The following is a 20,392-nucleotide window of genomic DNA, read 5'->3' on the forward strand; positions in this document are numbered from 1 at the left end:
GTACAGCCGGCGCGGAAGAAGGGGAAAGGGAACCGCATGATCGTGGGCATCGATCTGGGCACGACCCACAGCCTCGTCGCGGCGTGGCTGGATGGTGCCCCGCGCCTGATTCCCAACGCGCTCGGCGGCATGCTGACGCCGTCGTGCGTCGGTGTCGACGAGGATGGCAGCATCCTCGTCGGGGAAGCCGCGCGGGAACGCCTGCAGGCCCATCCGCAACAGACCGCCTCGCTGTTCAAGCGTTACATGGGCAACTCTCGCAGCATGCGCCTGGGCGACCGCGATTATCGCGCGGAAGAGCTTTCCGCCCTGGTTCTTCGTTCGCTCAAGGCGGATGCCGAGGCTTTCCTCGGCGAGCCGGTCACCGGGGCCATCGTGACCGTGCCCGCCTATTTTTCGGACGCGCAACGCAAGGCGACGCGGTTGGCCGGCGAACTCGCCGGTCTCAGGGTGGAACGCCTGCTCAACGAGCCGACCGCCGCCGCACTCGCCTATGGGCTGCATGATGCCCGTAGCGAGACGCAATTCCTGGTTTTCGACCTCGGCGGCGGCACATTCGATGTATCCATCCTCGAAATGTTCGAGGGTGTCATGGAGGTGCGCGCCAGCGCCGGCGACAACATGCTCGGCGGCGAGGACTTCACCACGCTGATCGCCGATCTCGCCTTCGCGAATGGGGTGCCTGAAGCGGCGCGTGACGATCCCCGCTTCATGCGGCGGCTGGCGGCCAGCGCCGAACGGGCCAAGCGGGAACTGAGCGCCCGTGGCGTCGCCTCCCTGGATGTTCGTTACGAGGATCGTCCGACCCGGGTAGAGATCGACGCCGAGGCATTCGAGAAGCTGAGCCAACCGCTGCTCAACCGCCTCTGGCGCCCGATCGAGCGCGCCATGCGCGACGCCCGCATCCGCGCCGCGGATCTCGACAGCGTGGTGCTGGCCGGCGGCGCCACGCGCATGCCCATGATCCGCGCACTCGCCACGCGCATGTTCGGCCGCTTCCCCGCCGTAGGTCACAACCCGGACGAAGTGGTCGCCATGGGTGCCGCGGTGCAGGCAGGGCTGAAGATGAAGGACAAGGCGCTCGACGAGATGGTGATGACGGACGTCTGTCCGTACACGCTCGGCACCGAGGTCGTGCGCCAGCACGACAACGGGTCACAGGCACCAGGGTTCTTCGCGCCGGTGATCCAACGCAATACCGTCGTTCCCACCAGTCGCGTCGAGCGCTTTTCGCCGGCGACACCCGAGCAAAAGCAGATTCGCATCGGCGTCTACCAGGGCGAATCGCGCATGGTCCGCGACAACATCGCGCTTGGCGAACTCACGATCCCCATCGTCCCGGGTCATGGCGATGGCGTGGACGTTCGATTCACCTACGACGTCGATGGTCTCCTGGAAGTCGCGATGACGGTCGTCGCCAGCGGCGAGGTGAAGCGGCTGGTGATCGAAAGTGGCGAGGCACACATGCCTGCGGAGGAGATCGCACAGCGACTGCAGGCGCTGTCGGCCCTCAAGATACATCCGCGTGACACACTCGAATACCGCACCCTGCTCGCCCGTGCGGAGCGTCTCCACGAGCAACTCCCAGGCGAGCTCCGCGAGCGGCTTGGCCGCATCGTCCTTCGCTTCGAGCAGGTGCTTGCCACCCAGGACCAGCGGCTTGTCGCACGCGAAGCCGTGGTATTCCGCGAGGCCTTGCGGGCGATCGAACACGACGATCGATTCGCGCTGGATCCGGCGAACCGAGCATGACACCGCCCTGGCACCTGGACGTCCTCGGGCTTCCCGCGCACGCGGATGAGATCGCGGTGCGCCGTGCGTACGCGGCGGCGGTCCGAAAAATCGACCCGGCAATCGATCCCGATGCATTCCAGCATCTTCGCCGCGCCTACGAAGCCGCGCGTACGTGGTGCGAGCAGATGGACACCACGGCGGCGACGAACGGCGAAGCGCCCGCCGGCGGACCCGCGGTCGCTGCCAGCGGCGCGATGGCTGGCGCGGTGGACAAGGAAGACAAGCCATCACCGGAGGAATCTCCTGTCCTCCCGGTCGATTACACGGTGACGCTCGCGTGGCGATTCGCCGCCGACGTCGGCGCACGCCGTGCCGAGGGCATACCGCGCATGCTCGACGATATCCTCGCGGAATTGCGTACGCAGTACATCGATGCGCCCGGCCAGTTCGAGGAACACCTGATCGACCTTGTCGGACTTCAACGGATCGCGCACCGGGCCGAGGTGTTCGCCGCCGCCGAAACACGTTTTCACTGGGACGAGGTAGGACACCTGGCGGCGTTGGGGCAACGAGGCCGGTGGATCGAAGGCGTGCTTTCCCAGCGCGAAGCATGGCTATCGCTCGCGGTGGATCGGCAACGGGCCTGGCTGGAACTCTTCGCACGCGCCGAGGCGCGCTTCGACAGTGCGTTGGTGCGACACTGGCCGGAGATCGCGAAGCTCAACGAACGCTTTCCTGCGTGGCTCAGCCTCCACCTATCTAGCGAAACGCTTCAGGCGTGGCGTATGGAATTCGATGCTCGGTCCTCCGCTGTGCCTAAGCGCAGCTACCGACGAATGGGATGGTGCGCAGCGGTCCTCCTCGCAGCGATAGGTGTCGTCGGTCTCGCGCGTATTGCGGTAAATGACTTACTCCACTCACCGTCCTTGCCGCTTGCATCATTCCTCGGTGCATCCCCCTCAGGAGACACACCGCATCGATGCATGGAGCTCTACAAGGAATTGGACAAACCGGATGCATTCGCTGGCAAGCAACCTGATGAGGTCGACGCACTGAAGACTCGCGCTCGTCGCTGCCAACAAGCCGGACGCTGGCACGCACAAACGAGCTCATCTCCGAGCTTGCCCGATACGGATGTAATGCCGCACTGATTTCCCTTAGGCCGTTATTGCAACAGACCCACGTGGCCACACAGAGGTTCACAGCCGAGCGCTCACCTGGTTAGGCACGCGGGCATATCCGATTTGTCTCAGGGAAAAATTCCGACAGCATCACGAGGGTTGGACAGGACAGCCAGACAACCTGCGACTTTGGCAATCTTGTGTTGCCAATCGCAAGCGATTCGTTAATGTCGGCGAATCAATGGAGCACAGGAGATAGGGATGACAAGACGGTTGTTGACGCTGCTCGCGGGATCGCTGGTCTTCGCTGGTCATGCATTTGCCGGTGGGCGAGAAGAAAACCGCGAACTGGAAGTTTCGCTTACAGATGCCAGCAGACCTCCCATGGGAGGCGACGGAACCATCTCGGTCACGCTGAAGAACAACGGTAAGTCGACGATCTATCTACCAAAGGTTCACACGCCCCTGTACACGCCCGAAAATCACCTCATGAACAATGTCTTCAAGGTGGTCGACGAGCGGGGTGACGCAGCAAAGTTCATTGGCCGCTATGTTCGGGTATTGCCAGAGGATGGGGATAGCTATTACGGGCGCCTGGCACCCGGCGAAACACTTTCGCACGAGGTCGATCTCACGGCGGATTACATGCTTCTGCCTGGCACCCAATACCAGCTGAGCTATGAACAACCATATGCCTATGGCTACAGCCAGGAAGAAGGTGGGCGAGGTCAGCTCAAGGACAATCGCTTGATCGAACCAAGTAACACGATGACGTTCACGTATATACCCAGGAAACAAAGCACCCGGACACATCGAGACGAGCCGGACCCCGCAAAGGAATGCACCAGCGAGCAATACTCTGCGATCTCCGCAGCCACGCTCGACGCCCATGTCTGGGTAAGCAGAGCGCGCACGCGCATTGAAAATCTTTACTTCGTCGAACTTGGTAAGGATGACCTTGGCAATACGACCTATTCGGGCCGATTGAAGCAAGATAACGTTTACGACTACTGGTTCGGCGCGGCGAGGAATCAGGCGGAACCATATCTTTCACGACCTTCCTATACCGATTACTGGCGGAAAGACGACGACTATCTCATGATGAAGTCGCTCAATTCCGTCGGCCTCCGATTGGGAGGCGAAGCGTATCTTTGTGGCTGCCCGAGCACATATCCGTGGAATACGGCAGCATGGACGCAAACCGAACCAAAGAACATCATTCATCTTTGCGATCGGTTCTTCGAACTCCCTGTGAGCGATGGCGCGTATGACAGTCAACGACTGACCATAATCCATGAAGTCTCACATTTCGTGGATTACCGGGGTGGGGAGACGGCGGATTATGTGTACGGCCGGAATGGAGCGCACGAGTTGACGACATCCAACCGAGCGAATGCCGTCAAAAATGCAGACAACCTGATGTACTTCGTTGGTGCTGCCAATCAATGATCAGGGCGACAAGCGCGGCACGCCATGCTGGTCGCGCTCTTCCACCGCGGTGACACGCGTGTCGATGCGACGGCTGCGCAACTCATCCGGCAACGCCTCGGTCGCTTCCCCACGGGCGAGCGCCAGGGCGTTGCGGTAGCAGCGTTGCGCGAGCTCGGGATGGTCTTCACCGACGTAGACGTCGCCCAGGGCTTCCCACGCTGCCGCATTCGGTTCGATCGCCAGTGCGCGTTCGAGGTACGGCTTGGCCTTGCCCCAAAGGCGCACGCGCACGCACATGCGCGCGACGGCGGTGAGTAGCACGGCGTCGTTGGGATGCGTATCGATCCAGCTTTCGGCGCGCCGCAGGCGCTGTTCCAGGTCTTCCGCGCCCATGCTTCCGTACGTGGCGACAAGCGACGGCGACCATTCGCGACGCAGTGCGGTTTCTATCTCGTCCATCGCGGCCATGGTCTGGCCGAACCGCGCGGCTTGTCGCGCGTAGGCGTCCACGGCGGCGGGCAGGCGGCGCTGGCCCTTCGGCAATTGCGACCACAACGTGGTCAGCGAGGCACCATCGGGAACGCCGCGCACATAGGCCGCGACGACACGCGACTCGATCTCCGCATAGGCACGCGAGCCCAGTTCACCGCTCTTTTGCAGCGGTTCGAGGGCACGCAGGGCGTTGCGCGGATCACCGGCCTCGAGCGAAGCCTCCGCGAATTCGATCCAGCCGGCGGGCGTCAGGCCGCCGCTGTTGGCCTCGGGCGCCAGCAAGGTGGCGGCCTCGCTCGGCCGGCCCGTACGGCGCAACAGACGCGCGCGCATGACGCGCGCGGCCCGCGGCGCCTCCTGCGCGGCCTGGTCGAGCGTTTCCAGTGCGCGCGCCGATTCGCCGTGGCGTTCGGCGGCTTCGGCCGCGGCGAGCAACGCCGGACCGCGTACCGACGGATAGCGGGCCGCCCGGCTGAGGTCGCGTTCCGCTTCGCCATGGCGCCCCTCGATCAACGATACGAGGCCGTCGGCGAGACGCTGCCGGCTCAGCCGGCGATGACGCCGGGTCATCGCACCGAACGGCCAGCGGATCAGGGCGACCAGCACCGAGACCGCCGCCCAGGCGAGCAGCAGGAGCACCACCGCCGTCACCACGGTCATCTGCACGTTCGTCCCGCGCAGGTGGATGAGGACGTAGCCGGGGTCGTCGGCGACCCAATGCCACGCGAATGCCGCGATCGCCGCGACGAGGATCAGGCCGACGATCCAGCGCCAGAGCTTCATGGCGTGCCCTCGTGCGGCGTCGCGGCCGACCCCGCATGCGCGGGAGCCGCCGTGGGTGCGCCACCTTTCAGCGCGTGCACGGAGCGAAGGTTGCGCAACTCGGTCAGCGCAGCGCCGAGCTTCGGTTCGGCGCCCTTCGCCTGGCTGGTCAGCAGCGCCGCCACACGCGAACGCGCCGCCTGCACCGCGGGAGAGGACGTATCGAAACGCGCGGCGAGCACGGCATCGACGCGTTTCAACGCGGCCTGCCGGTTGACATCGTCGTAGGCGAGCACGGCGGCTTCCGCGTGAGCGACATCCAGCGCAGCCAATTCGCGGGCGATCCTGTCGTCGGCCAGTCCCAGGGGCGTGCCATCGTCATGGCTGACCTTCACGATGCTGCCGAGGGCGTCGCCGGCTCGCTGCCAGAAGTCGCGTTGCGGGTTGTCGGCTGTCTTCGCATCGGAGCTCTTCAAGGGCAGGCCCGGCAACTGCGCGCGCAGGTCGGCCAGCGCCGCGAGGTCGTTCGCGCGCGCGACGGGCGCCACGGCGGCCAGTGCTTCGCGCTCGGCGCCCACGTTCTGCCTCACGGCGGCAAACGCGCTGTCGTTCACCGCGGCCAGCGTCTGGTCGGCGAGATCGTAGGCGGACAAGGCCCCGCTGGCGTCGCCGAACAGCGCGAAACGTTCCTTGGCCATGCGCAGCAGCGATTCCGCCTCGTCCAGCAACATGGCATCGTGACCGCTGAGGCTGCGCTCGCTCAGATTGGCGACCGCGTCTTCCAGGTTACGCGTGCGTTCGGAGACGCCAAGCATTTCTTCGCGCGCGGATCGGTTGACACCGTCGGCATCGCTGATCCGGCGGCGGAGCGTGGCGTTGTCGTCACGCAATCCCTCGACGACCGCTTGCAATGTATCGACCTGCCCGCGCAGGCCGTTGGCCGCGCCGACGTCCTGGCGCAGGTTCCAGACCGTCCATGCGGTGTAACCGGCTGCGCCAAGCGCCGCCAACGAGAACAGGATGGACACGGCCAGCGCGCCACCACCGCGACGGGGCGCGGCATCGGGTGGCCTCGTTGCGCGAGCGGACGGCGGCGTGGTGGCCGGGGCCGGCGTCGCCGGGGCGGTATCGGTCGGAGAGGTCTCGTTCGTCATGCCGGGCATGCTAGCAGGCCATACGCCAACGCATGGAACACCTCCCTCAACGGCGGGTGAACGAGACCTCGCTGGCGGCCTGAAGCAAATCGGTCGGAAGGGCCGAGTGGGCCACGGCGACGCGCTCGAATCCCGCCTGTATCGCGATCTCGCGCAAGCGCTCGCTACTGACGACCGCCACGGCCTGGACCAGCCTCCGCCAGGCCGGAGCGATCAGGGCCCGGTGCAGGTGATCGAGGGCTTCGGCGCTGGAAAGCAGTACCGCCGAGCGGCGTCCCAGCTTGAGCAAGGGGTCGATATGGCGCCGGTCGATACGGGGGGCCACGCGATGATAGACATGGATTTCCTCGATCAGCGCCCCGCGCTGGGCGAGTTGCTCGCGGATCAGGCCCCTGCCGCCGGGCGCGCCGACCAGGGCCACGCGCTTGCCTGCGACGGCGGCCAGTTCCGGGAGCCCGAGTACGCCCTCGCTATCCTGAGACGTTTCGGGGAAACGCACCTCGGCGACGCTCGCCGTCTTCAGCGCACGTGCCGTGCCACGGCCCACGGCGATCACGGCCGCGCGGGTGGCCAGCGGCAGGACATCGGCCGCGAAGCGCACGGCGGCCGGGCTGGTGAATACGAGCACGTCGCCCTCCAACGCGCGACGCAAGGCGGCATCGACGGCCGCGGCGTCCTCCGTGGCGCGCAACGACAAACCCGGGACGCTCACGGGAATGCCGCCGAGCTTGCGCACGCGACGGGCCAGGGGGCCGGCGGTGCCGGCGGGACGGGTGATGACGACGGTGACGTTACGAAGGGGAAGGGAGCGGCTCACTTCAAGGCATCCTGCGAGTGACAGGTCAGCATAGGAAGGTGGGGGCGCGACCACCAATGCCGAAGGTTGGGGCAAGCCATACGGATGCGAACGGATCGCCGCGCCTCGTAAACTTCGCCGCTTATGACCACGATTCAAGCTGCCTTGGCCGATCTCGAGCGATTCATCCTCGACGGCATTCCCCTGGCCCGCGCCATGGACCTGCGTATCGCCGCCTTCGACGGCGACCGCCTGACCATGACCGCGCCGCTGGAGCCCAACATCAACGACAAGGGATGTGCCTTCGGCGGCAGCCTGTCCAGCCTCATGACCATCGCCTGCTGGGCCCTGGTCGAGGCGCGGCTGCGCCAGCGCGGCGACGATTGCGACGTCTTCGTGGCCGACTCGACCGTGCGCTACCTCGCCCCGGTATGGGACGACCTGCGCGCGGAAGCCAGCCTCGCGCCCGGCGCCAGCTGGACCCCCTTCTTCGCCACCCTCGATGCCCGTGGCCGCGCCCGGGCGGACTTCACCTGCGTGGTACCGGGCGCCGACGGCAAACCCCTGGCCAGCCTGGATGCGCGTTTCGTGGCCAAACGGCGGGCATAATGCCGCCCGACGCCCCGAAGGAAGCCACCATGCGCCCGTTCGCCCTGTCCGCCCTCGTCCTTACCCTCATGGCCCTCGCGGGCTGCGCCTCCGACAAGCGCAGCGAGGCCCTCAACCGGACCCTCATGGGCTACGCCTCGGCGATCCGCTGGGGCGACTTCACCCAGGCGCAGACCTTCATCGACAAGGACTACGCCGAGGAACACCCCATCAGCTCCGTCGAGCAGGGACGCCTCCAGCAACTGCGGGTCACCGGTTACGACGAGGGCGCTGGCCCGCGGCCCGATGGCGACGACGATGTGGTTCAGGTGGTCCAGATCAGCGTGGTGAACATCAATACCCAGGCCGAGCGCAGCATCGTCGACCGCCAGCGCTGGCATTACGACCGCGAAAAGAACAAGTGGCGGCTGATGACCGGCCTGCCGGACTTCTCGCCACGCTAAGCCGATATAATCGGCTGTTTATCCCCCTGGGACGCGAAAAGACACGATGAACGACGTACTGCAGAAGTTGCCCGCCTTCGTGAGCAACCACACCGCGCTGGTGGCGCTTTTCGTGGTGATCCTGATCGCCCTGGTCGCGGGCGAAGTCGGTCGTCTGTTGCGCAAGTGGAAGAGCCTGACACCGGCCGGCCTCACCCAGCTGATCAACCGCGACACGCCGCTGATCGTCGACCTCTCGGCCAGCGCCGATTTCGAGAAGGCGCACATCCCCGGCGCGAAGAACGTGGCGATGAGCCAGTTCGACCCGGAAACCCAGAAGGATCTTTCGAAAGCGAAGGAGTTGCCGGTGGTGCTGGTCGACAAGGACGGCCGCGGCGTGGGCAAGGCCGCCAACCGCCTGATCAAGGCCGGCTTCACCAAGGTGTTCGTGCTCGACGGCGGCACCTACGCCTGGCAGACCGCGCAGCTGCCCGTGGTGAAGGGCAAGAAATAATCAGAGCCCGTGGATGCCGGCCCTGCCGCGCAATATCGCATCCAGCACGTCGGGCGCCACATCGAACGAGTCGAAATAGAGCCGGTCCTCCGGCAGGTTCGCCTCGACGAACAGCTGACGCCCCGCCGCGATCATCGGCGGCGGGCCACTCATGTACAGATCGAAGTCGGCGAGGTCGGGATGATCCTCCAGCACGGCTTCATGGATCAGCCCTTCGCGCAGGCCGCTCATCCGTGCCGCCTGCGGGTCCGAAAGCACCGGAATGAACGTGATCGTGGACAACTCCTCGGTCCAGCGCCGTGCCAGATCGATGAGGTAGAGGTCGGCGACGGTGCGTGCACCCCAATAGACATACATCGGCCGCCGCGTGCCGAGCGCGATGAAGTGCTCGACGATCGCCTTCACTGGAGCGAAGCCCGTGCCGCCGGCCACCAGAAGCATCGGCCGTTCGGAATCCTCACGGGGCACGAAAGTGCCCAGCGGAGCCTCGATGGTCAGGCGGTCGCCCACGCGCAGCGATTCGTACACCCATGAGGTGAATCCACCACCGGGAACATGGCGCACATGGAGTTCGATGCGGCCGTCCGCGCGCGGGCCGCTCGCGATCGAGAACGGACGATGCTTGCCATCCTCGAGGATCACATCGAGGTATTGGCCCGGCAGCCAGTTGAGCCGCTCGTTGTCCGTGGGTTGCAACCACACGCCCACGACGTCCGGAGCCAAGGCCCGGCGCTCCACCACCACGACCTCCAGGCGACGATGCGGAATATCTTCCACCGAAGCGATTTCACGCGCCTGGATGGCGATATCGCCGCAGGGCACCGCCTGGCACAACAGGATGGCCCGGTGCTGGCGCGCCGACGCCGACAAGGCCACCGGCGGATTGCGCGGGTAGCTGCACTCGCCTTCCACCAGGGTGGCTTTGCAACTGCCGCAGACACCGCTGCGGCACGAATACGGGAGGGCGATTCCCGCGCGCTGGGCGGCTTCGAGGACGGTCTCGTCCGCGGCGGCTTCGAATCGCTTGCCGGACGATGTCAGGGTTACGGTGGGCACCTGCGCATTGTAGGACAATGGCGGCTTGCCCCACAGGATCACGCGGAACATGGCCATCTGGAAGCAACCCATCGACCTCGCCCGGATCAACGGCTGGAGCCGTGGCACGATGATGGAAACCCTCGACATCCATTTCACCGCATTCGGTGACGACTGGCTGCGCGGCAGCATGCCGGTGGACCATCGCACGCAGCAGCCGTTCGGGCTTCTCCACGGCGGTGCATCGGTCGTGCTGGCCGAGACGCTCGGAAGCTCGGCCGCCCTGCTCACGCTCGACGTGGAAAAAGAGCTGGCGGTAGGCCTGGATATCAACGCGAACCATATCCGCGGCGTGCGTGGCGGTATCGTCACCGGCACCGCCAAGGCCGTTCACCTGGGCCGCACCACCCAGGTGTGGGAAATCCGCATCGAAGAAGAAAGCGGCAAGCTGGTCTGTCTCTCACGGCTCACCATGGCGGTGATTCCCTCACCGGGCGGCGCCCCGGGAAACCTGCGCACGTGAGCGATGCCGCTCCGTATGCCGCGCTGTCGCCGGATGTCGTGCTCGCCGCGGTGGACGCGGCGGGTTCGTGGAGCGACGGCCGCTTGCTCACGCTGAACAGCTACGAGAACCGCGTGTTCCAGGTCGGCCTCGAAGATGGCGGTTTCGTCGTCGCCAAGTTCTACCGGCCGGGCCGCTGGACCGATGCGGCGATCGAGGAGGAACACGCCTTTGCCCTGGAGCTCGCCGCGGCGGAATTGCCCGTCGTGGCGCCGCTCGTCTTCAACGGGCGCAGCCTGCTCCGGCAAGAAGGGTATCGCTACGCGCTGTACCCGCGGCGCGGTGGCCGCGCGCCGTCACTGGAGTCGCCCGATCAACTGGAATGGCTGGGCCGGTTGCTGGGAAGGATGCACGCCGTCGGCGCCCGCGAACGCTTCCATGCGCGCGCCACGCTCGACCGCCCGACCATGATCGAGGCGCCGGTGCGGGCAGCGCTGGGCTCGGACCTGCTGCCCGCGCACCTCTTCGACGCTTATCGCCATGCGGCCAGGCGCGTCGACGAGGCCGTGGCTGGCCGCATCGACGCCATCGGTCCCTTGCGTTCCATCCGCCTGCACGGCGACTGCCATCCGGGCAACGTCCTGTGGACCGACGCCGGCCCGCACTTCGTGGATCTCGACGACGCACGCATGGGCCCGGCGGTGCAGGATCTGTGGATGCTCGCCGGCGACGAGGCGATGATGGACGCGCTGCTCGAGGGCTATGGGCAATTTCGCGACTTCGACCCCACGGAGCTCGCCCTGGTGCCCGTGCTACGGGCGATGCGGCAGGTACATTACGCCGGCTGGATAGCGGAGCGCTGGCACGATCCGGCGTTCCCGGCGGCCTTTCCCTTCGCGGCCGAGGCACGCTGGTGGGAACAGCACATCGCCGACCTGCACGAGATCGCCGACGACCTTTGACACAATCAGGAGCCTCAATGCATTCCTTCTTCATTCGTATCATCGCGGTGTTCGAGATCGCCGGTGGACTCTTCGGCCTGGTCCATCAGTTCGACCGGCTGCTGGGTGCGCGAGTGGTCGGGATGGACGCGATCGTGGCCGTGCTCGGCGTGCTGCTGTTCGGTTTCATCCTCGTCGCCGGGGTGCTCCTGGCGAGCAATGACGGACGCGGCACATCCATGTCGATCTGGGCGCAGTTCCTCCAGGCTCCCCTGCTGGCCACGCCCTTCTTCAGCTATGCACTCTCCAGCGGCGCCTTCGCCAACCTGTCGATGACGCTGCAGCGCTCGCCGCGCCTCGGTTTCGACTGGGCCATCGCCGAACATGGATGGCTGCTGGCCATCGCCGGGCCCTCGGCCGCGCACATCGGGATCAACCTGCTCGCCCTGGTTTCCTGGCTCGTCCTGCGCTTCGGCCGTTGAGCCCCGGTATCATTCACCGATGAACAATCCAGCCGTCCCCACCATTCACCTCAAATCCGACCGCGTCCCGGGCCACCCCTGGGTCTGGTCGGCACAGATCGCCAAGCCCGGGGAACGCCTGCCGCCGGGCACCGTGGTGGATGTGCTGGATGCCAAGGGGCGCTTCGTCGGGCGCGGCTTCTGGAACGGCCATGCCCGCGTGGCCCTGCGCCTCCTGACCACGGACCCGGGCCAGGCCATCGACGAGGGCTGGATCGCGGCCCGTATCGCCCGCGCCGTGGAACTGCGCCGCGAACTGCTTCGACTGGACGAGGTGAGCGACGCATGGCGTGTCGTGCACAGCGAGGGCGACGGGCTGTCCGGCCTGGTGGTGGACCGCTACGCCGGTCACCTCGTGGTCGAGTACTTCGCCGCCGGCATGTGGCGCTTCCGCGAAACGATCCACGCCGAACTGCTGCGCCACTTCCCCGGATCGTCGTTGCACTGGTTCGCCGAGCAGCACGTGCAACGCCAGGAATCCTTCGACGTGCGCTCGAACGACGCGCCGTCGGCCGTGGACGTGCACGAACACGGACTGGCATTCCACGCCGCTCCGGGCCTGGGTCACAAGACGGGCTTTTTCGCCGACCAGCGCGACAACCGTCACCGCTTCGCCGGGCTTGCCCGCGGCCGCCGCGTGCTCGACCTGTGCTGCAACGCCGGTGGCTTCGCGGTGCATGCGATGAAGGCCGGCGCCCTGGAAGCGACGGGCGTGGATGCCGACGCCGCCATCCTCGAGGTGGCTCGCGAGAACGCACGCATGAATGGCGTCGAGGCTCGCTTCGAGCAGGGCGATGTCTTCGAATGGCTGCGCGCGGCGATCGCCCGTGGCGACACCTGGGACGCCATCGTCCTCGATCCGCCCAAGCTCACCCGTGACCGCAACCAGGTCGTGAACGCGCTGAAGAAATACTTCGCGATGAACCGCACCGCGCTGGATGTACTGGCACCCGGCGGCGTCCTGCTCACCTGCTCCTGCACGGGCCTGGTCGGCGAGGACGATTTCCTCGAGATGATCCGTCGCGTGGCGCTGAACGCCGGCCGCGATATCCAGGTGCTGCACATCGCCGGCGCTGGTCCGGACCATCCCGTGGCGAGCAACGTACCGGAGAACCGCTACCTCAAGGCGGTGTTCTGCCGCGTCGGCTGACGGTACGTTCACCCGGCCTTGATCGGCGGCCGGACCATAGTGCCGGCCATGTCCAGGAAACATCCGGCCGACGCCCTCGTGGTGGCAGATGTCGAACGGGCCCACGCGAAAGCGGCGGGCCTCGTTTATGTGTGCGATGGCGATCCAGGCATCAGCCGGTGCAAGCGGGGCCGCTCGTTCCGATACCTGGACGCCGAAGGCAAGCCGGTCACCGAACCATCGGTACTCCAGCGCATCCGCTCGCTCGCCATCCCGCCCGCCTATACGAGCGTGTGGATCTGCGCGAACGAACGTGGTCACCTGCAAGCCACCGGGCGTGACGCACGCGGCCGCAAGCAGTACCGCTATCACCCACGTTGGCGCAGCACGCGGGACCGTGGAAAGTTCGAGCGAATCCTGGAGTTTGGCGAGGCGTTGCCGAAGTTGCGACGGCGTTTACGCAAGGATCTCAGTCTGCCCGGCCTGACGCGCGACAAGGTGCTCGCCCTGGTCGTGAGCCTGCTCGAGGAAACGATGATCCGGGTGGGTAACGACAGCTACGCGAAGCAGAACAGCTCGTACGGATTGACCACGCTGCGCTCGCGCCACGTCGCCGTGCGCAGGGGTCGCATCACGTTCCATTTCCGTGGCAAGAGCGGGCTCTGGCGTGATGTCGACCTCGACGACCGCCGCCTGGTGAAGGTCGTGCGGCGCGTACAGGAATTGCCTGGACAGCGTCTGTTCCAGTACGTGGACGACGAGGGCAACTGCCAGCCGGTGGATTCGGGCATGGTGAACGACTACCTGCGCGACGTCATGGGTGGCGAATTCACCGCGAAAGACTTCCGCACCTGGGGCGGTACCGTGCAAGCCGTGGCCGTGCTCGGCGCGACCACGCTCCCCGGGGATGCCGGGGAGCGTGTGCTGAAGGCGATCCTCGCACGCGCGGTCAAGCAGGTCGCAACCGTACTAGGTAACACTCCGGCGGTCTGCCGCGCCTCGTACATTCATCCGGAGGTTTTCTCCGGCTGGCTGGAGGGTGAACTGCACCGCCGCATCCCCGAAGCGGCGCTGCGTTTTCCGCGGAAATTGGAAACCTTGACCCTCGCTTTTCTGCGTCGACGACTTCGTGTCGCGAACCGCTCCCGTTGAGACGAATGGATGGCTATAGTGCGCGCACGGGGTTCGCGTTCGATTATCCAGGGGTTGTTGTGACGATGTCGCGGTGGAAGGTGATTCCCGTAGTGGTCGGCCTGATGGCCAGCATGGGTAGCGGTGCGCAGGAGGTGCCGGGCAACCCGCCGTTCGCGGTGCCCGATGCAGGAGGCCATCGTGGTGTCATCGACGACACCTGGATCATCGCGCCCAAGCGATTGGCCGATGCGACCCTCGCGGCCGTGAAGAACTATGCGGACGAAGGGGACATCGCGGCCGGCGTTTCATTGCGCTACCACATCGACAAGGCCGACTGGATCATCGCCGACGTCTTCATCTACCCGGCGGGTGAAGGCGACGACGCCACGATGCTGCACCGGGCCGCCGAGGACTTTCGCGAATCGGTGGCCTATGCCGAGCGCCAGCAGATCTATCGGAACGTGTGGTGGGGCGACGAAGCCGCGTATACGGCGCGCCTTTCGGGGGGCAAGAAGCTGGAAGGCCGTTTCCTGCCGATCGTGTTCGATGCGCAGCAGGACATGCTCACCTCCCGCACTTACCTCTTCTATCGGAAGATGTACTTCGTGAAGATCCGCCTCACCACGACGGTGGACGCCGTGGATTCCCTGGTAGACAGCGCGGATCGTTTCATCGGCAGCCTGCTGGGCGGCGTGGACATCGTCAGCGTGGGCACCTGCGGAAAGCGGATGGATGTGGTTTCCCTGGCACCCGGGCAGTCGGCTCCGCCCGATTTCCAGGGCGGCGTCAGCGCGGATGGCTACCGCGTGGCGATCGGGGGGGATCAGAAGGGAACGCCGGCCTATGCCAGCCAGATGGCGAAAGCCATGACCCTGGCGGTCAAGCGGCAGCTGGCCGCGGGTTGCACGACACTGGATTACAACCCGCCCTTGCAGGACGACACGAAGGCGGTGCTGCACCTGGCCTTCGGTCCCGACGACTGGGGCGCCTCCGCGAGGCCATAGCGGGCGAAGAACGGCCGGGGCGCGTCCCACGCCCCGGCCGTTGCCGTTCACTGGCCAGTACAGGGCTCAAGTCCTTGAGCCAGCCGTTCCGGCCTGCGGCGACCCATGCATGATGAAGTAGTCCGCCTGCCCGGCACATGGAAGTTTTCTGAAAATTTCGACCAATTTGCCGTACACATCCGATCGCCGCGAGCGGACAACTTGCCCGTCACTTCGCCAGATGCGGTCCAAGCAAGGGCATGTCGGCGGCCCCCAGGCGATCCGACGCCGTCCTCAATTGGTGCCAGTAGGGATACAGCACTGGCGGAGCGCTCACCTCGTCCAGGCGCAGGCGTTCCTCGGCGGTGAGCGTGAGATCGGCGGCGGCGAGATTGTCCTTGAACTGCGCCTCGGTGCGTCCGCCGATCACCAGGGAGGTCACCGCCGGCCGCTCCAGCAACCAGGCGAGCGCCACCTGCGCTCCGGACACACCACGCGCCTCCGCGATGGACACCAGCACGTCGACAATGCGCCACAGGCGCTCCTCGTCGCGGACCGGCGGCTCGGTCCAGCCAGCCAGCTGACGCGTCCCTTCCGGCGCCTTCGCATCGCGGCGATGCTTGCCGGAGAGCAGGCCGCCGGCGAGTGGACTCCACACGAGCACGCCCAGGCCCTGGTCGATCGAGATCGGCAACAGTTCGTACTCCGCCTCGCGTGCCTCGAGCGTGTAATGGATCTGCTGGCTGACGAAACGCTGGCGATGCTCGCGCTCACTGACGCCCAGCGCCTTCATCAGGTGCCACGCGGAATAGTTCGAGCAGCCCAGATAGCGCACCTTGCCCTGGCGGACGAGCGTATCGAGCGCCTCGAGCGTTTCCTCCAGTGGCGTCAGTCCGTCCCATTGGTGCACCTGGTACAAGTCGATCACGTCGGTGCGCAGGCGCTTGAGGCTGGCCTCCGCCTCGCGAATCAGGTGGTAACGTGAAAGGCCCGCGTTGTTGGGGCCGTCCCCCATGGGGAAGCGCGCCTTGGTCGCGATCAAAACGTCCTTGGGCCGCTTGCCTCCGAGCACCTCGCCGATGATTTCCTCGGAGCGACCGTCGGAGTACACATCGGCCGTGTCGATCAGGTTGACGCCAGCGTCGATGCACAGGTCGATCAGCCGACGAGCCTCCTCGACGCCGGTGTTGCCGACCGAGGCGAACTTGCCCTCTCCGCCGAACGTCATCGTGCCCATCGTGATGGTGGAGACCTTGAGGCCGGAGCGGCCAAGCAGTCGATACTTCATAGGGGGGAGTCCTGTGGGTAGGGAACCGGTCCACGGTAGCCTCGGGCCCATTCATCTGTAAAATGGAAAATTCTGATTGAATTAAGCATCAAGTAAACTTAATCGCATGGACCTCAAGCAACTCGAGTACTTCGTGGCCGTGGCTGAAGAGCGCCATTTCACACGCGCGGCCCAACGCCTCAACGTCGTCCAGTCGGGTTTGTCGCAAACCATCCGCGCCCTGGAAGATGAACTGGGCGGACCGTTGTTCGTTCGCACCACGCGCAGCGTCGCCCTGACCGCCGCCGGCGGTGTCCTGCTCGAGGAAGCGCACCGCGTGCTCGATGCCGCGCGCGCCGCCCGCCTGGCGGTGACCCAGGTGCACGGCCTTGCGCGTGGCCGCCTGCGCATCGGCGCCATCCAGAGCCTCGCTCCGTTCATCGACCTGCCGGTGACGCTCGGCCGCTTTCGTGACGCCTTCGGCGGCATCGACATCGAACTGCGTTTCGACGGCTCGGCGGACCTGCTCGACGAGGTCCGCGAAGGACGCCTGGATATCGCCTTCACCCAGCCACCCGTCCTGCCGGTGGCCGAGGTGACCACGAAACTCCTGGTCTGCGAAGGCCTGGTGGCGGTTTGCCCACCGAAGCATCGTCTCGCGGGTGCGCACGATGTCACCCTCGCCGACCTCGCGCGCGAGAGCCATGTCGACCTGCGCGCCGACTGGGGCATGCGCCAGTTGATCGATGCCTCGTTCGCCAAGGCGGGCCTCGACCGGCGCATCGGCTTCGAGGTGAACGACATGGGCATGCTGCTCGAACTCGCCGCCCAGGGCCTTGGTATCGCATTGGTACCCGAATCGATCGCGAAGAATCGTCGCGACGACCGCCATGCGCGACCCGTCGCCTGCGCCGACATCGTCGAGGACGAGGAGCCGTGCTGGGAGATCGTCGTCGGCTACCGCGCACGGGGCGACGAAGCGCCCAGCGTTGTCGTGCAGGCGTTCCTGGATGTACTGGTGCGTCAGGCCGGCGTGCCCTAGCAGGGTTTGCCGCGACTCATGCTCCCTGCGGGGCCGCGGCACCCTGTCGCCACGCACGCAACCCGACGGCGGCGAGGAAGACGAATCCCGCGTAGAGCACGGCCGTGATCGGCAAGGATTTATAGGCGTACTCACCCACGTAGATCACGTCCACGGCGATCCACAACCACCATGCCGCCGCGTGGCGCCGTGCCTGCCACCATTGGGCGACGAGGCTGAACGCGGTAAGCGCGGCGTCGAGCCAGGGCAGCGAGGCGTCGGTATAGCGATGCATCGCATAACCCAGCGCCAATGCCGCCGCCGCACCGACGGTCAGGTGCACCATCGCGCTGCGGGTTTCCAGCGCGGCCACGCGAACATGGCCGCTGCCGTCGAGGTTGCGCAGCCAGCGATGCCAGCCATACAGGATCAGCACGGCGAAGATCGCTTGCAGGATGGTGTCGGAATAGAGTTTCGCGTCGACGAAGATCCATGCGTACGCGACCACCGACACCAATCCCACCGGCCAGCACCAGGGACTGCGGCGGGCGGTCAGCCACACGCCCGCCGCGCTGACCAGCGCGGCGAACAGTTCGAACAGGGATAGCTCAAAGTTCATAGGTCATCGACAGGCGGGCCAGCCGGGGCATGCCGGGGAAGAGATAGCTGTCGCCTCCCGAGGTGCCGGTGTCGCGCCAGTAGAAGTGGTTGAACACGTTGTCGACGTTGAGCCGCAACGTCGTCGCGTGGCCGCGAATGCTCGTGGCGAAGCGGAGTCCCGCGTCGAACACGTGGTAGGCGGGGACGCGCGTGGCACCATCCGGCGTGGCGACGTTGGTGCCCGCGTAGCGCCAGCCACCGAGGATAGCGAGTCCCGGTGCGAACGGGAGGCTGTAGTCGGCGTAGACGGCCGTGCGCCAGCGCGGCACGTTCACCACCTGGTGACCCTCGTAGGCAGGCGTGTCCGTATGTTCGGCGCGGGCACGGATGATGTTCGCGCTGGCGGTCACGCGAAGGTTGTCGGTGATGCGGCCGGCCGCGTTGAGTTCCAGGCCCGTGTGCACCTCCTGGCCCTGCTGCACGAAGGTAAAGCCTTCCGCCGTGTCGTCGGGACGCGCGAACTGGTACGACTGGCGAATGCGGTAGATGGCCGCTTGCAGGTCGAGCGCGTCGTCGACCGCATACTTCACGCCGGCCTCGACCTGGCGCGAGTGCAACGGCGCGAGGGTCGTGCCGCCGTTCGACGTCCAATAGGGCGCCTCGCGGCCGAGCGACAGGCCTTCGCCATAGCTGACATAGGTCGTGAGTGGCGCGTTCGGCTGCCAGAGGACCGCCGCCTGCGGCAACGTCTTGGTCATCCGCGTCGTACGTTCGAGCGCCCCGGCATCGTCGTACGCCCGCTCGTCCAGGCGGACCAAGCGCGCACCCGCGAGCACCTGCCATGCCTCGCCGAGATGGACGCGATCGATCGCGAACAGCGTGCGCTGCCAGCTGGTCAGGCGACGCGCGGAAGGGCCGGGCTGGTTCGGCGAGGGGTCGAAAGCGGGCACGACCCGGTCGTCGATGTTGGCGGTGCCCACGTAGTCGTAGACATAGGGGCGCTGGTCGACCGTGCGGCGGAAAGCCGAGGCGCCGAGGTTGACCTCGTGATCCACGGTGCCCGTGGTGAACGTGCCGGTGAGCACGCCGCGCAACTCGTCGTTCTGCCGCGTGTCATCCGGGCTGCGATAGTCGTAGACGTCGTAATCGCCGTTGGGTGCGAAGAAATATCCTGGCGTGGCGCCCGAAGCGCAGGAGGCCGCGTAGAAGCAACCGTACGCGAAGGCGACGTTGTCATCGATCACGGTATGGCTATGACCCGCCGAAACCTGTGCGTTCCAGTTGTCGTCGAAGCGGTAGTTGAAGCGCAGCGTGGTGTTGCTCGAATGGATGCCGACCGGACGCTGCCACGACTGATAGCCGAGCAGCTCGGTACGGCTGGGATGCGGGGGAATGACCGTGCCGCCCAGCAACTGATAGCCGGAGGCGGAACGCTGTCCGCTCGTCTGGTAATCGGTATCCAGCAGCACCGTGGCCTTGTCCGTGATCTTCCAGTCGGCGGCGATCGAGATGAAGCTGCGACGGCCATCGGCATGTTCGATGTAGGGATGCGTCTTCTCGTTCGCCGCGTTCACGCGCAGGCCGAACGATGGCGAGAACCACGTACCGAGGTCCAGCGCCTCGTAGTTGGACCCGTGCGAATCGGTACCGACGGTGACCGTATGGACGTCCGCCGGGCGCTTGCTCACGTAGTTGACCAGGCCGCCCGGCTCGACGACGCCGGCCTCGAGTCCACCCAGGCCCTTCAGCACCTCGACACGATCCTTGCCCTCGAGCGCCAGCAGCTGCTCCGCGGACATGATCATGCCGTTGAAACGGAAACCGGTGGCGAGATCCAGCGGGAAGCCGCGGATGGAAACATCCTGGTAGTAGCCCGCCGGTGCGTAGTTGTCGTTGATGGCGGCGTCGCCGCGTACCAGCTCGCTGAGCGAGCGCGGCTGGCGGTCGTCGATCTGCGCCCGGGTGATGACGGTGATCGCCGCCGGGGTGTCGTGCAAGGGCGCACTGCCGAAGCTGCCGAAGGTATCGAGCTGGGAATCGGCGGCGCGGTACCCGCTGGCGGTGGTCGCATGGACGTCCACGGAGGGCAGCGTGCGCGCCTGCTGCGGTCGCGACGCGGCATCGTCCGTGGCGTGTGCCACGGTGACAAGGGACAGCAGGGCCAGGGCGAGCGGGGTACGGGTGAGGGTCATCGTCGTCTTCGGGGTTCACGGACGAAGCGACG

Annotated in this window: 20 protein-coding genes; 13 read left to right on the top strand and 7 right to left on the bottom strand. The window is 66.1% G+C overall.

What is annotated here, in order from left to right:
* Positions 1-36: 36 nt before the first annotated feature.
* The 3 genes from J2T07_RS15675 (at position 37) to J2T07_RS15685 (ending at position 4,304) form a co-directional block, all read left to right on the top strand.
* Positions 37-1,752 carry an Hsp70 family protein gene (locus tag J2T07_RS15675; protein WP_306851054.1) on the top strand — a complete coding sequence of 572 codons (1,716 nt, stop codon included), beginning with the start codon at positions 37-39 and terminating at the stop codon, positions 1,750-1,752.
* A complete protein-coding gene (locus tag J2T07_RS15680) occupies positions 1,749-2,885 on the top strand; it encodes a hypothetical protein (RefSeq protein WP_306851056.1) in 1,137 nt (378 codons plus the stop codon). Before J2T07_RS15675 ends, J2T07_RS15680 begins: the two co-directional genes overlap by 4 nt.
* Before the next feature lie 231 nt (positions 2,886-3,116).
* Complete coding sequence (locus tag J2T07_RS15685; RefSeq protein WP_306851058.1) at positions 3,117-4,304, top strand: M35 family metallo-endopeptidase; 1,188 nt, start codon at positions 3,117-3,119, stop codon at positions 4,302-4,304.
* On the opposite strand, the gene J2T07_RS15690 is transcribed toward J2T07_RS15685, so the two are convergent.
* Genes J2T07_RS15690 through J2T07_RS15700 form a run of 3 tightly spaced genes read right to left on the bottom strand, consistent with a single transcriptional unit; the run spans position 4,305 to position 7,511 of the window.
* Complete coding sequence (locus tag J2T07_RS15690) at positions 4,305-5,561, bottom strand: heme biosynthesis protein HemY (protein ID WP_306851060.1); 1,257 nt, start codon at positions 5,559-5,561, stop codon at positions 4,305-4,307.
* Positions 5,558-6,694 (bottom strand): uroporphyrinogen-III C-methyltransferase, encoded by a 1,137-nt coding sequence (locus J2T07_RS15695; RefSeq protein ID WP_306851062.1) that lies wholly within the window; start codon positions 6,692-6,694, stop codon positions 5,558-5,560. Before J2T07_RS15695 ends, J2T07_RS15690 begins: the two co-directional genes overlap by 4 nt.
* Positions 6,695-6,740: 46 nt before the next feature.
* Positions 6,741-7,511 carry a uroporphyrinogen-III synthase gene (locus tag J2T07_RS15700; protein ID WP_306851064.1) on the bottom strand — a complete coding sequence of 257 codons (771 nt, stop codon included), beginning with the start codon at positions 7,509-7,511 and terminating at the stop codon, positions 6,741-6,743.
* Between the two features lie 144 nt (positions 7,512-7,655).
* Here J2T07_RS15700 and J2T07_RS15705 point away from each other — a divergent pair, with 144 nt between their 5' ends.
* From J2T07_RS15705 to J2T07_RS15715, 3 genes are read left to right on the top strand one after another with little or no spacing between them, the layout of a single operon-like run.
* Positions 7,656-8,099, top strand: coding sequence for a YiiD C-terminal domain-containing protein (locus J2T07_RS15705; RefSeq protein WP_306851066.1), 444 nt, complete (start codon positions 7,656-7,658; stop codon positions 8,097-8,099).
* 29 nt (positions 8,100-8,128) lie between these two features.
* Positions 8,129-8,542, top strand: a complete 414-nt coding sequence (locus J2T07_RS15710; protein WP_306851068.1) for a hypothetical protein — start codon at positions 8,129-8,131, stop codon at positions 8,540-8,542.
* A gap of 46 nt (positions 8,543-8,588) precedes the next feature.
* Positions 8,589-9,035: a rhodanese-like domain-containing protein gene (locus J2T07_RS15715; protein WP_306851070.1), complete on the top strand. Its 447-nt coding sequence runs from the start codon at positions 8,589-8,591 to the stop codon at positions 9,033-9,035.
* Here the strand turns inward: J2T07_RS15715 and J2T07_RS15720 are convergent, their stop codons facing one another.
* Positions 9,036-10,148, bottom strand: a complete 1,113-nt coding sequence (locus tag J2T07_RS15720) for a 2Fe-2S iron-sulfur cluster-binding protein (protein ID WP_306851072.1) — start codon at positions 10,146-10,148, stop codon at positions 9,036-9,038.
* Between J2T07_RS15720 and J2T07_RS15725 the strand changes: the two genes are divergently transcribed.
* The 6 genes from J2T07_RS15725 to J2T07_RS15750 all read left to right on the top strand — a co-directional run bounded on the left by J2T07_RS15725 (position 10,141) and on the right by J2T07_RS15750 (position 15,301).
* On the top strand, positions 10,141-10,593 hold the full coding sequence (locus J2T07_RS15725) for a hotdog fold thioesterase (RefSeq protein WP_306851074.1): 453 nt from the start codon (positions 10,141-10,143) through the stop codon (positions 10,591-10,593). The genes J2T07_RS15720 and J2T07_RS15725 overlap by 8 nt on opposite strands.
* Positions 10,590-11,534: a serine/threonine protein kinase gene (locus J2T07_RS15730; protein WP_306851076.1), complete on the top strand. Its 945-nt coding sequence runs from the start codon at positions 10,590-10,592 to the stop codon at positions 11,532-11,534. The genes J2T07_RS15725 and J2T07_RS15730 overlap by 4 nt, the downstream gene beginning before the upstream one ends.
* A 17-nt stretch (positions 11,535-11,551) precedes the next feature.
* Complete coding sequence (locus J2T07_RS15735; protein WP_306851078.1) at positions 11,552-11,995, top strand: hypothetical protein; 444 nt, start codon at positions 11,552-11,554, stop codon at positions 11,993-11,995.
* Positions 11,996-12,014: 19 nt separating this feature from the next.
* The gene (locus J2T07_RS15740; protein ID WP_306851080.1) at positions 12,015-13,184 is read left to right on the top strand and encodes a class I SAM-dependent rRNA methyltransferase; all 1,170 of its coding nucleotides are present in this window, start codon (positions 12,015-12,017) and stop codon (positions 13,182-13,184) included.
* A 48-nt stretch (positions 13,185-13,232) separates the two neighbouring features.
* Positions 13,233-14,315 (top strand): DNA topoisomerase IB, encoded by a 1,083-nt coding sequence (locus J2T07_RS15745; protein WP_306851082.1) that lies wholly within the window; start codon positions 13,233-13,235, stop codon positions 14,313-14,315.
* Between the two features lie 65 nt (positions 14,316-14,380).
* A complete protein-coding gene (locus tag J2T07_RS15750) occupies positions 14,381-15,301 on the top strand; it encodes a hypothetical protein (protein ID WP_306851084.1) in 921 nt (306 codons plus the stop codon).
* A gap of 208 nt (positions 15,302-15,509) precedes the next feature.
* Here J2T07_RS15750 and J2T07_RS15755 read toward each other — a convergent pair whose 3' ends face one another.
* Positions 15,510-16,568, bottom strand: coding sequence for an aldo/keto reductase (locus J2T07_RS15755; protein WP_306851087.1), 1,059 nt, complete (start codon positions 16,566-16,568; stop codon positions 15,510-15,512).
* Between the two features lie 106 nt (positions 16,569-16,674).
* Between J2T07_RS15755 and J2T07_RS15760 the strand changes: the two genes are divergently transcribed.
* A complete protein-coding gene (locus J2T07_RS15760) occupies positions 16,675-17,589 on the top strand; it encodes a LysR family transcriptional regulator (protein WP_306851088.1) in 915 nt (304 codons plus the stop codon).
* 16 nt (positions 17,590-17,605) lie between these two features.
* Here J2T07_RS15760 and pnuC read toward each other — a convergent pair whose 3' ends face one another.
* A complete protein-coding gene (gene pnuC / locus J2T07_RS15765; protein ID WP_306851089.1) occupies positions 17,606-18,187 on the bottom strand; it encodes a nicotinamide riboside transporter PnuC in 582 nt (193 codons plus the stop codon).
* The gene (locus J2T07_RS15770; RefSeq protein ID WP_306851090.1) at positions 18,177-20,360 is read right to left on the bottom strand and encodes a TonB-dependent siderophore receptor; all 2,184 of its coding nucleotides are present in this window, start codon (positions 20,358-20,360) and stop codon (positions 18,177-18,179) included. Before J2T07_RS15770 ends, pnuC begins: the two co-directional genes overlap by 11 nt.
* Between the last annotated feature and the right edge of the window lie 32 nt (positions 20,361-20,392).

The sequence above is a fragment of the Luteibacter jiangsuensis genome, assembly GCF_030812295.1.
Taxonomy (GTDB): domain Bacteria; phylum Pseudomonadota; class Gammaproteobacteria; order Xanthomonadales; family Rhodanobacteraceae; genus Luteibacter; species Luteibacter jiangsuensis_A.